This is a genomic window from Paenibacillus oryzae (genome assembly GCF_001675045.1).
GTDB lineage: Bacteria > Bacillota > Bacilli > Paenibacillales > Paenibacillaceae > Pristimantibacillus > Pristimantibacillus oryzae.
Genome location: NZ_LYPA01000056.1, coordinates 25891 through 37597 on the forward strand (window position 1 = coordinate 25891; position 11707 = coordinate 37597).

General features: G+C 47.3%; 9 protein-coding genes. 1 reads left to right on the forward strand and 8 read right to left on the reverse strand.

Translation table 11 applies throughout. The annotated features are described in order from the left end of the window. Positions 1–9: 9 nt before the first annotated feature. The 7 genes from A7K91_RS12640 to bioB form a co-directional block, all read right to left on the reverse strand. Positions 10–918 carry a carbohydrate ABC transporter permease gene (locus tag A7K91_RS12640; protein ID WP_068683216.1) on the reverse strand — a complete coding sequence of 303 codons (909 nt, stop codon included), beginning with the start codon at positions 916–918 and terminating at the stop codon, positions 10–12. 21 nt (positions 919–939) lie between these two features. Then, positions 940–1860 (reverse strand): ABC transporter permease, encoded by a 921-nt coding sequence (locus tag A7K91_RS12645; RefSeq protein WP_068683218.1) that lies wholly within the window; start codon positions 1858–1860, stop codon positions 940–942. A gap of 425 nt (positions 1861–2285) precedes the next feature. Further along, positions 2286–3851 carry a response regulator gene (locus tag A7K91_RS12650; protein WP_068683220.1) on the reverse strand — a complete coding sequence of 522 codons (1566 nt, stop codon included), beginning with the start codon at positions 3849–3851 and terminating at the stop codon, positions 2286–2288. A 1-nt stretch (position 3852) separates the two neighbouring features. After that, complete coding sequence (locus A7K91_RS12655) at positions 3853–5601, reverse strand: sensor histidine kinase (RefSeq protein WP_068683222.1); 1749 nt, start codon at positions 5599–5601, stop codon at positions 3853–3855. Positions 5602–5675: 74 nt separating this feature from the next. Then, positions 5676–6704, reverse strand: a complete 1029-nt coding sequence (locus tag A7K91_RS12660; RefSeq protein WP_068683224.1) for an alpha/beta hydrolase family protein — start codon at positions 6702–6704, stop codon at positions 5676–5678. A 72-nt stretch (positions 6705–6776) separates the two neighbouring features. Then, positions 6777–7568 carry a hypothetical protein gene (locus tag A7K91_RS12665; RefSeq protein ID WP_068683226.1) on the reverse strand — a complete coding sequence of 264 codons (792 nt, stop codon included), beginning with the start codon at positions 7566–7568 and terminating at the stop codon, positions 6777–6779. Positions 7569–7729: 161 nt separating this feature from the next. Continuing rightward, complete coding sequence (gene bioB, locus A7K91_RS12670; protein ID WP_068683320.1) at positions 7730–8710, reverse strand: biotin synthase BioB; 981 nt, start codon at positions 8708–8710, stop codon at positions 7730–7732. A 995-nt stretch (positions 8711–9705) separates the two neighbouring features. Between bioB and A7K91_RS12675 the strand changes: the two genes are divergently transcribed. Next, complete coding sequence (locus tag A7K91_RS12675) at positions 9706–10341, forward strand: hypothetical protein (RefSeq protein ID WP_068683228.1); 636 nt, start codon at positions 9706–9708, stop codon at positions 10339–10341. A gap of 271 nt (positions 10342–10612) precedes the next feature. On the opposite strand, the gene A7K91_RS12680 is transcribed toward A7K91_RS12675, so the two are convergent. Further along, complete coding sequence (locus tag A7K91_RS12680) at positions 10613–11665, reverse strand: ABC transporter ATP-binding protein (protein WP_245697478.1); 1053 nt, start codon at positions 11663–11665, stop codon at positions 10613–10615. Positions 11666–11707: the final 42 nt, after the last annotated feature.

Sequence of the window (11707 nt, forward strand, 5' to 3'; positions counted from 1 at the left end):
ATCCTGAGGTCACCCTTTTACAGCGCCAATCGTAAGACCTTTGACAAAATAACGTTGAATAAACGGATATACCAGGAAAATCGGGCCGGTTGCAACTATCGTCATGGCCATTTTGAGACTTTCCGTCGGCATTGCGAAGTTAACCGCCATACCTGAAGCCATCATCGCTTTACGCAGGCCGTCCATATTGGCAAGCATGCGGTACAAATAATATTGCAGCGGCATCATCTCGGATTTCCCTATGAAAAGCAGCGCGTTATACCAGTCATTCCAATAACCCAGCGCCAGAAACAATCCGATGGTTGCTAAAGCGGGCTTGGACAACGGAAGAATCAGCTTGATAAAAATGCCAAAGTCGGTTGCTCCGTCAATTTTTGCGGATTCCGTAATGGCATCCGGTATGCTGCTCATAAACGACTTCATAACGATGATATAAAAGACGTTCAGCAGAAGCGGCAGCACAAGCGCCAAATAATTATCCTTCATCTCAAGCGCGTTCATCATGAGGTACCATGGCACCAGACCGCCGTTAAACAGCGTTGTGAAGAAGAAGAAAAAGGAGAACTGGTTGCGCCATTTGAAGTCGCGGCGAGACAGGACGTAAGCTGTCATTGCCGTAAGGAACAGGCCAAGCACCGTTCCTATCGCCGTTACGCCAATCGTAACTCCGTAAGCAGCTATCATATCCTTTGGATATTTGAACAAAACGCTATACGCTTCTGTTGAAAAAACCGTCGGAATAATTTGATAGCCGTTAAGCGTAATGGCCATTTCGTCTGTAAAGGACGATGAAATGATCAGTATAAAAGGAACGATACAAACGATAGCAAGCAAAGTCATGATGATGTAGCCGATAATGGACAAAAGAGTTTTATCGGAAAACTTGAACTTGCCTTTTGTTGCAGTTGGTGAAGCCATGCGCTTTCCCTCCTCTCCAGGCTAAAACAATGCCCGATCCTTGTCGTATTTTCGTACCGCGTAGTTAGCAAGCAGAATGGTCGCGAAACCGAGTATGGATTGGTAGAAGCCGGCCGCAGCAGACATGCCGATTTCATTGTTTGTCGTCAAGGAGCGGAATACAAAGGTATCGATAACATCCGTCGCCGAGAACAACATGCTGTTGTTGCCGATCATGTTATAGAACATGCCGAAGTCGCCGCGGAAAATATTGCCGATTGCCAGAAGCACCAAAATGATCAGCGTTGGCATCAGGTTTGGAATCGTAATTTTGAAAATACGCTGGAAAATGTTTGCGCCGTCGATTTCAGCGGCTTCGTACATTTCCGTATCAATGCTTGTAATGGCCGCCAGATACATAATCGTTCCGTAACCAAGCGCTTTCCATGCGGTAACGGCTACCAGGATAAACGGCCAATAAGAAGCCGTGTTGTAAATATCGATCTTGGCAAAGCCTAGCCATTCCAATGCTACGTTTATCGTACCCACGTTGTAGTTAAACATGTTGTACGCAATCGCGCCAACAACAACCCAGGAAATGAAATACGGCAGGAACAGAATGGACTGCGTAATTTTGCGGAACCATTTGCCTGCTACCTCAAACAGCAGAATAGCCGCTACGATTTGAAGCAGGTTATTGACAAGAATAAAGGCCAGATTATACAACGCCGTATTTCTCGTTACTCGCCAGGCATCTCCGGATTCGAAGAAAAACCGGAAATTGTTCAAGCCGTTCCAGGGGCTTGCAAAAATCCCGTCGCTGTAGTTGTATTGCTTAAATGCCAGCACGATGCCGGCCATGGGCACATAGGCAAACAGCAGGAAAAACAAAACTGCCGGAGCCAGCATAAGCAGCAGTGCGCGATATTTTTTGACGTCATGCCAAAACCCGCTTTTGCTCATCTCCCATCACTCCTCGTTCTCTATTTGACTTTATTATAGTTTTTCAAATGGACAAACGGCATTCAGGGGAGCAACAAAAAATAATACTTTTTCACCGATACAACCGAAATAAAGTTTATAACCGCAAAATAAGCACCAAAAAAGCGCCCCTCCTCGGAGCGCTTTCACCCGAAAGCCATATTCGCCGCCGGCCATGACGCCAGTCATGACCCGTAATGGGAAGCGGACTTTTTGAGCTACCTCTAAAATGAAAGCTCAAAAAGTCCGGTTCTCAGTACCAAGAAGATGGCTTGAAGCTAGAAACTGAGTAGCGGAGCTTAGTGAAAGCTAAGTGAGCAACGGAAGTTTCGGCTGAAAGCCATATTCGCCGCCGGCCATGACGCCAGTCATGACCCGTAATGGGAAGCGGACTTTTTGAGCTACCTCTAAATTTTGTGTTTTTTTCGGTATTCTCCGGGGGTAAGCCCCATCGCCTGCTTGAACTGGCGATTGAAATAAATAATATTGATATAGCCCATGCGGTCGGCAATTTCGTAAATTTTCAACGTGGGGTCCTTCAGCAGCTCGCACACCCGCTCCAGTTTTACCCGGGTCAAATAATCGCTGAACGCTTCGCCCGTGTCCTCTTTGAACACAAAGCCCAAATAATTGGGCGTAAAGCCAAAATGCGAAGCCGCCTCCTTCAGCGTAATCTTTTTGTCCAGATTTTGCTCCACGTATTCCATCAGCTCCTGGATCAGCTTGCGCTTCTGGCGCTGCCGCTTCATATACAGCAGCTCCGACAGCTCAAAAAAGCGGCGGCGAATCCAGGACATAATATCGTGCACCGTCTCAAAATGGAACAGCATTTCCGGCTGCTGCGACTCCCATTTCAGCACTTCATATAAATTTTCATTTTGCTTTTGCAATCTGGCATGAAGCCCCGACGTTATACGGATTATGAGGTCATACACCTCCTGCTTGCCTGAGCACGGGACCGGCTCATTAAACAGCCTCAGCAAGCTGTCGTCAATGGCTACGAGATCATAAGCCATAATCTCCTCCAGCAGCTTGTCCAGCAGTTCTTCAAGGTTATCGGCTGAACGCAAACCGCCGGTCTGATGCGGCGTATAAGGAATCAGGCGATTTTTGCCCAAAATCCATTTTGCCTGCAGCGCAGCTTTTGCCTCCCAATAGGACTTTCTGAGATCAGCAATTCTGTTGACGGGATTGCCTGCTCCGATTGTAGCTGTGAAAGCAGTTTTGGTCCTGATTTGCTCCAGAATGTTTTCAAGCAGCTTTTCCCTTTGTGCGGCAGCCGAGAGCAATAGAAGCCGATTGTCCTTTAAATAAAACAGCTTGCCAGCCGATAGCGATTGTATAAAATGATGGATGTCGTGAAAGGCGTCCCGCAGTACGTCTCCGCGCTTTTCATCGCTCAGCCCTTTAAGCTTCCATTCCAGATCGTCCAGCTCAATGACGGATGCTGCCGCCCCGTTTCTCACCAGCTGCTCCAGCATGGCAACAACCGGGGAATCTGCGGGCAGCTCCTCACCGCTTTCCGCCCATCTCACAACCAGCTCCGCACTGGCCAGAGTCAAGGCTTCGGTAGTGGCCAGCTTCTGCTGCCGCTCTATGCTAATGACATCGCATAGCTCCTTCAGGGTCAGATACAGGTCATCGTCCGCAACGGGCTTAAGCAAATATTTGTGGGCATGGACTTCAATAGCTTCCTTGGCATAGCTGAAATCTTCATGGCCGCTAATAAATACAATTTTAACCGCCGGATTAATCTCCCGCGCCTTCCGTGCAAACTCGGTGCCGGTCATAATGGGCATTCGAATATCCGACAAAATGATATCGACCCTTTGTTTGCGCATGATGTCAAGTGCGGCAAAGCCGCTGCTTGCGGTGCCGGCTACTTCCAGACCAAGCCCGCTGCCCGCTACTCTTCTGCGCAGCCATTCCAGATCAATCGCTTCGTCGTCCACCAGTAAAATTGGAATGCTCACGTCATACCTCCTTGTTGTTTGCGCGGCTGCTATTGCCCTCATTTTCGTCCGGCATCTCTGCGGGAAGCCATAGTCTGACCGTTGTTCCCGCACCATAGATGCTGGCTATTTCTCCGCCGTACCGGTCGCCATAGCGAAGCCGAATCCGTTCATATACGTTTTTGACCCCATATCCGCCGGAGCTTGCGGGAGCGTTCATCAGCTCCTGCACCTTCTCGGGCTTCATTCCGATTCCATTGTCGATGATTTTCAGCTCAATACGGTCATCGACCTTGCGCGCGGTAATTCGGATAGCTATCGTTTCACCGAACCAGGCGTGCTTGAATATATTTTCGACAAAAGGCTGCACAATCAATTTAATAATCTGTACATGCTGTATTTCCGGCTCAATTTCCATATACACCTTAAAAGCGTCCGCATAACGAACACGCTGGATATCCAGATAGGTGGATACCTGCTCAAGCTCCTGCTGGAGCGGAATATTGACATTGCCTTCGTTCAAGGTCAGCCGGTAAAACCGCGACAAGCCTTGTACCATATGCGTGACCTTCCCGATTTCGCCTAAATTGGCCAAGCTGCTAATGGTCGACAACGTATTATAAAGAAAATGAGGATTAATTTGAGCCTGCAGCGCCTCCAGCTCCGCCTGCTTTTTCTGCTTGCCTTGTTCGTACACGCTGTCAATCAAGCTTTGCATACCTCTGGCCATTTCATTAAACGCGCCGGCAATTTGCACAAATTCATCGTTGCCATTAATCCTGATTCTTTTTTGAAAATTGCCCTCCTGAATGGAACGAAGCATAACAACGATTTTGCTCATCTTTCGGCCCGAAATTCTGGCAACGATCAGGCCAATAAGCGCCATAACGACAAAGCTTGCCGTACAAATCAGAATAATATTGAGACGCAATACTCCAGCATCCTTGGTCAAGTAGGCTCCCGGCACCAAGGTTTGAATATAAAAGCCGGTATCTGCAATATCCTCCTGCAGCGTAAGAAAATCGCCATTCCCAGCCTCGCCTTCAACGGGACCGTATTGATACATGATGTTCCCAGCTTCCCGGTTGATCAAACGAAGCGTTATCCCTTCCTGTACAGGGAAGCTGTTCAGAACCCCCAGCATTTCCTCCAGCGAGGCGGTCACCTGCAAATAACCAATCGTTGTCCGGTAGTCGCTATAGGAAACGAGCCGTCTGAAATGCGATAAATTGCTGAAATTCGCATCTTCTCCCGCCTGCATCCATATGTTTTTTTCGCGGCTGTGGTTTATCCGGTTGAACCATTCCTGATTCGCAATTTCCTGCAATGGTCTCACAAAATAATTTTTGCCGATGACATTGCCAACCATGCCATAGTCCTCGACGATTTGCTGCTTTTCATTAACAGTAAAGAGAGTAATGCGAATATTGTTCCCGAAAAATTGCAGGGGAGCAGTGAGCTGAGGGTCGATTTCGTCCAGCATCGTCAAATACATCTCCAGCGGAGTGCCCTCCTTCTGAAGCGCTCTCTGGAAGGAAATACTGCCAAAAAGCGTTTCCGTCATCCGCTGCATTTCGTCCATCTGGTAGCGAATGCTGTTACTGGCTTGCTCCATGCTGGTTTTCACACTGGACTCCGCTATTTCCGTCCGGGATTGAATAAGCATGGCATAGGAAATATAGCCGATCAGAATATCTGTCAGCAGCACAAGCGCAAGATAAGGAATCATCATTTTGTACGTAAAAGGAATATATCGCTTTGATCCGGTCATAGTCGTTGTTAATCCCCCGAAGCCTGACATGCTTCCTCTATCATACCTTGTTCCGGGGCAGAATGAAATGTTGGCTATTGCTCCGCCAATAACATGCGATGAATCCAGTCGAAGGATACCCTGCCGCAAATCTCATGACCTCCGGCATGGATGTCCCAGCAGAAGCGTTCTTCCGCGTTCCATTGGGCATAGGTTTGTTTTAAGAACTCGATTGCCTCCCGGGTATGCTGCACAGGGAATATATGATCCTTTTCTCCCGATTCCACAAAAAGCGCCTTGGGCGCAATGAGACCAGCCAGCTCCGGCTGCTCCGCGTCCTTGAGGATACCAGGCAAATAATTATCGATACAGTGACGCATAGACAGAATGCTGCCCGCAAACGTATTGGTCCAGCCGCATAATACCGTCGCCTTGATCCGTTCATCCAGCGCTGAGGCATAAGCCGCAATCAAGCCGCCGCCGGAAAATCCGAAAGCTCCGATTCTCGCTGGGTCAACATCGGAACGGGAGAGCAGATAATCGATTCCCCGCATTGCTTCAAAAACTCTCATCCCTGCCAATGTGCGCCCATGCATAAGCAATCGGGCGGACAACGTTTCGCAGGAGTTGTGATTGGGACTGCTTTTCCGTTCTTGAGCAATCCTCCGTACGCCAAACCCCATAATTTCAGGAATAGCAACAACCATCCCCCTGCGAGCCAGGGAAAGTGCAAACCGGTTATGAATGCCAGCATCCTCCCGTTCATTTTCCTCTTCATCAAGCCCAATGGCATCCCTCTGTCCGTTGCCATGGCCGTGGCAAGCCAATACGGCCGGGAACGGGCCTTTTCCGCCCTTCGGCGTTAATACCCAAACCGGTACTTGCACTGACTCCATCGTGGTATAAGCTATTTTCTCCAGCAATACATCTCCCAGATCGCGCCGCTCCAGCAACTCCGCCTTCAAAGGATGATCAGGCCGTGGAAATTCACCCAGCGCCCTCCTCAGCTTTTCCGTGAGCGCTTGCCGCCGTTGCTGCGGAGTTACGAAATCTTTTGATCGAAACCTCTCTATTTCGGCTTGCCCTCCCAGCAAATCCAGCATAGCATCCATAGTCCAATCCATATCATGCCACCCTTTCGTCAAGCTCTGAGACAATCCGTATCGCTAAATTGATAATTTTCATAAGGCCCGCCCCTATAACGTAATGACCGACTTAGGGCCTCTGCTGTATGCTATAAAGATCATTGCGGCAACTTGAATCAAAATTGAGACAGCCGACAGTTCAATCCGGTTAAAAACAAAGGCTGCAGCTGGTGAAAACACCAACAAAATAATAGCAACCCAACGAAAAATACCTTGCTTGGCAAATTCTCTTCTAACCATAGAAATAATAGCCGCAGAACCTGCTGATAAGCCTATAAATACCGAAATCGCTAAAATAAAGATTAAAATTTTTATCCATATCAAATCGGTTTGATTTATAACTTTAATAGTTAAAAAAATATACAATGCCAATATGCCAAACAATAGCATTGGCCAAAATGGCGCATATAATCGTTGCATGTATTGGAACCATTCTCCACCTTCATGCTTATCTTTCATTGCCGACAGTTGACGATCAAGTTTGTCCACTTCGCTAATGACAAACGATTGCAAGGAATACAGTACAGCAGGATTAAACTGCTTATAGTAATCCCTAATAATTTGTCTTTGTGTTTTTGACAGATATGAGCCGCATTTACCTAATAGCTCGTAGAGTTTTTCTTTACTCCCGTCATTGTTTACATGCATTACGCTGGCAATAGCAAGCTCCAGCTTTGTATACAATTCAAGCTTTTCCTGCATAGCTTTCTTTTTTTCAGACTCATTATTATCAATCATCGTTTTGAACTGTTTGTACAAAAAGACCAGTATAGTGCCAATAATTGAAATCAACAAAGCTTGTTTAGTATTTGCTTGTAAAAAAGCAGCCAGTTCTGCCCACATTGCAATGCCAACCCCCAGCATATCTTATTGGAATCAATAACTTATTCGTTAAGCTTCCAAAATTCACCTGCTGTTATAAAAAGGTTTACGCTACTTTTCGACAAACTTTTAATCGATATAGCTTCCTCAAAGGCTGACGCAACAACAGCTTGCTGTATCAATCAGACACAAAATTCTTCAATTTCAAAACCCAAATCCCGAATCATTTCATGGTCCATCGTTATATCCTGGCCCGATGTTGTCAAATAATCGCCAACAAAAATAGAGTTTGCCGCATACAATGCCAGTGGCTGCAAATGTCTGAGACTTAACTCACGTCCGCCCGCTACCCGGATTTCCTTGGAGGGACATATAAAACGAAGTAATGCCAGTACCTTTAATGCTTTTATCGCCGGCGTTCTTTCCCTGCCTTCAAGCGGAGTGCCTGGAATCGCATGCAGGAAGTTTACCGGAATGGAATCCGCATCCAGCCTTCTTAATGCATATGCCATCTCAACGATATCGCGCTCATCCTCACCCAAACCGATAATAACGCCAGAGCAAGGAGACATGCCTCCGGCTTTAGCCGCTTCCACTGTTTGTACGCGCTGGTCGTATGTATGGGTTGTTGTAATGGACGAATAATTGTTTTTGCTCGTATTGAGATTATGATTGTAACGGTGGACTCCGGCTTCGGCTAGACGCTCCGCCTGACCCTCCTTCAAAATGCCAAGACACGCGCATATTTTTAGCGGCATCGTTGCCCTGATCTCCTTAACTGCGTCTATCACCCCCTCCAGCTCTCGCTCGCTAGGCCCTTTTCCCGAAGCAACAATGCAATAGGTGCCCGCTTTCCGGGCTAATGCTTCGCGCGCTCCCGCGAGGAGTGTATCCTTATCAAGCAGTGCATATTTGCTCACTGGCGCATTGGATACGATAGATTGGGAGCAATAGCCGCAATCCTCGGGACACAATCCGCTTTTGGCGTTGATGATCATATTGAGCTTTACCTTTTTGCCGTAAAAGTGGTTCCTTACCAAAAAAGCTGCATGCAGCAGCGGCAGTAATTCGGTATCCTCACAATCCAATACCTTCAGTCCCTCCTCCACACTTAAAAGCTCCCCGGCAAGGCTTTTTTGAGCCAGCTCCTGCCAGTTGCACATCCCCAGATACTTCGCTCCTTTAGCAGTTTGCATGATTTGCTTGTGCTGCTCCTGGTGATTATCTCGCTCGTGTAGCTTCCTAGCCTGCCCCTGGTGATTATCTCGCTCAAACATCTGCCCAGCCTGCTCCTGTTGAATATGCCGATTGTGCATCTTCCTGCCCTGTTCCTGCTGATTATCTCGCTCGTGCATCTTCCTGGCCTGTTCCTGCTGATTATCCATAGTGCGCATGCTGATGTTATCGTCCAACACGACCTCTGCCTCCCTGTATCAACGATTAAAAATAGTAATAAGGCTTTTACTGCTGTGGTAGTTATTTTCGTATCGATCACATTATTGTAAACCTATTTAAACATAATATTGGTTAACAATAAACCAAAACTAGTGTACCAGATTCACAAAATAGAGTAAATATAGAAAAAGGGCTCAACCTCATAACAAGTGCTTGCCACAAGTGATTTCTGTTGCCGCTTAGCCAACTTGTGTGCCAAATAAATGAGTAATGGTTTACAATGACAGGGTAGCGTAAACTCGGTCTGTTGCCTGCCAGTCATAAATGTCCGTTAAAGGGTGAAATCGCTAGATTTGTTTTGAGTAACGGACACCCGTGTCCTTTAACCCTCCAAATTGGCTAATATACCAGCATTTTTTGGGTTTTACGGACACCAATGTCCATTACACGCTGGCATACAGAAAAAATGGTCTCCTAAAGGTCATCTATGTCCGCAAGAATGATTTCACCGCCGGTTTCCCCTTCCACTTGCAGCTCAAAAAAAAATTACTTGTCGTTTTAAGTCGCACCCGGCATCGACATCGCCCCCTCTGCCATGAAGCGTTCTACCATGGTCGAAGTCATCCATTACTTACTGGTTTGAGGTGAAAAAAGAAGAGCCGATCATACACGGACAAACAGGTTATACCTTTGCTTCATAAAATGGTAAAATGATAAAAGTGCGGGTTCAAAAATCAATCTCTAAAAGGGAAGGAGGTCCAATATGACCACAGTCAATAAAGAATCCGAAGAGGAATTGCAGGCCAAGAAGGACCGCGAGGAAGAAGCGAAAAAACTGGTGACAGCGATTTATACGGTAACGCAGCAGATGCTGCAAGCGGAGTTTCCGGCTTATCAGGTTGAGGGGCAAATGATGAATAATTCACTACTGGGCCCCATAATCGCCTATCGGCTAAAGAGCAACGATACCAAAAAGGAATACGCTTGCGGCTTTTTTATAAATGAATTGCTAGAGAAGCACAGAGATCCCGAGCTTGCCAAGCAGTGGCTGGCTTCCTTTTACATCGACCTGATTAACGAAGGGCCGTCCGGCAAACCTCTGCCAGAGCCGCCCAAAACCAATGAAGAAAGCAAAAAGCTGTTTGACGAAGTGATCGTGCCGCATTGCGCCAAATCGGCCCGCGATGAATTTCCGATGGAGCAGGTTTATGTTAATCTCAGCATGCATGAGCAAGCAGGCCCCGTGCTTGAAGCCGGATTTCCGGCAATCAAGGAGGGCAATAACGTTTGCGCTATGCCGTTCCATCTGCTGCTGACCATGCAACTGCTTAACCGCGATCCGGCAGACCCTGTTGTTAACGGGCTTTACAAAATCCGCAAGGAGCATGGTCTGGAGTAAACAGACTTTAAGTCTTTAAGTCTTTGACTCTCTAGCAAGCAATCCTTAGAAAATAAAAGGCAATATCTCATGGCCGCCCCTTCAAACGGGCTCCGCCACGGATAATGCCTTTTTTTCTACTTTACTTTTTTTACGATGATACCTTTTCCGCTATACCTTTTTACGTTTATACCTTTACCGCTATACCTTTTTACGTTTATACCTTTTCTGCATCTGCATCTACCTGTATCTTCCCTTTAATCCCTTTGAATGCATCCGCCATCCAGTATAATCAGTCCAAGCTTCTTGTCTTGCCGTTATTCACTTGGAAGAGATTTTGGACAGGGGCAGCTGCATAGCTTTGCACATCAGGCTCCGAATAAAGCTCCTTCATTACCGCCTCAATCGGCAGCTCTTCAATGGCCATATCCAATATGCCGAATTGCTCGTTGAACTGTGAAATAAACGGCCGCAGCGGCAGAATTTCCGTATCTACCTCCAGTTCGACCTCGAACGGGCGGATACGCTCCATGATGCGCAAGCCTGCGGGCAGTTCATCAGGCACGGGCAGCTCGGTGACGATCCGCACCGTTTTTTTGTCGCCCAGCCTTTTACGCAAGCCGCTTAACGTATCATCCACTATGATCCGGCCATGATTGATGACCATTACCCGTTCCGCCAGCAGCTCGACCTCCTCCAGATCATGCGTGGTCAAAATAAACGTAACCTTTTTTCTATTCATGCTGCGAATAAAGTTGCGAATATTTTCTTTGGCGATCATATCCAGGCCAATCGTTGGTTCATCCAGAAAAACGAGATCGGGACGATGCAGCATCGCCATAATAAACTCGCATCTCATCCGCTCTCCCAGCGACAGCTGACGCGTCGGTTTTCTCATGATATCCCCGACCTGAAGCAGCTCCACCAGTTCATCCAGCGTTTCCTTATATTCCTTATCCGGCACTCCATAAATCGCTTTGTTCATATAAAAGGCATCGGAGGGCGGAATATCCCAAAGCAGCTGGGACTTTTGCCCGAAAACAGCTCCAATTTTCCTTACGTATTCCCGCCTCTGCTTCCAAGGAACAAGCCCCATGCAGCGAATATCGCCGGAGGAGGGATGAAGGACGCCGGAAAGCATTTTTAACGTTGTGGATTTGCCTGCGCCGTTTGGTCCCAGGAAGGCAACCAGCTCGCCTTGCGAGATGTTGAACGAAATGCTGTCAACGGCCCGGACCTCCTTCATGGGACGCCGGATCAGCGACTTAGCCACTTCCCTCAACGTGTGTCCCCGTTCATAAATCGTAAATGTCCGGGTTAATTCTTTTACTTCAATCATGTCCATGCACCGTGCCTTCCACAAATTCAGGCAGCCAATAAGGCTTGT

Bases quoted from the DNA above. Each gene is read 5' to 3' on its own strand.
- A7K91_RS12640 (WP_068683216.1), bottom strand. From the start codon at position 918: ATGGCTTCACCAACTGCAACAAAAGGCAAGTTCAAGTTTTCCGATAAA.
- A7K91_RS12645 (WP_068683218.1), bottom strand. From the start codon at position 1,860: ATGAGCAAAAGCGGGTTTTGGCATGACGTCAAAAAATATCGCGCACTG.
- A7K91_RS12655 (WP_068683222.1), bottom strand. From the start codon at position 5,601: ATGACCGGATCAAAGCGATATATTCCTTTTACGTACAAAATGATGATT.
- A7K91_RS12660 (WP_068683224.1), bottom strand. From the start codon at position 6,704: ATGGATTGGACTATGGATGCTATGCTGGATTTGCTGGGAGGGCAAGCC.
- A7K91_RS12665 (WP_068683226.1), bottom strand. From the start codon at position 7,568: ATGTGGGCAGAACTGGCTGCTTTTTTACAAGCAAATACTAAACAAGCT.
- bioB (WP_068683320.1), bottom strand. From the start codon at position 8,710: ATGTGCAACTGGCAGGAGCTGGCTCAAAAAAGCCTTGCCGGGGAGCTT.
- A7K91_RS12675 (WP_068683228.1), top strand. From the start codon at position 9,706: ATGACCACAGTCAATAAAGAATCCGAAGAGGAATTGCAGGCCAAGAAG.
- A7K91_RS12680 (WP_245697478.1), bottom strand. From the start codon at position 11,665: ATGGACATGATTGAAGTAAAAGAATTAACCCGGACATTTACGATTTAT.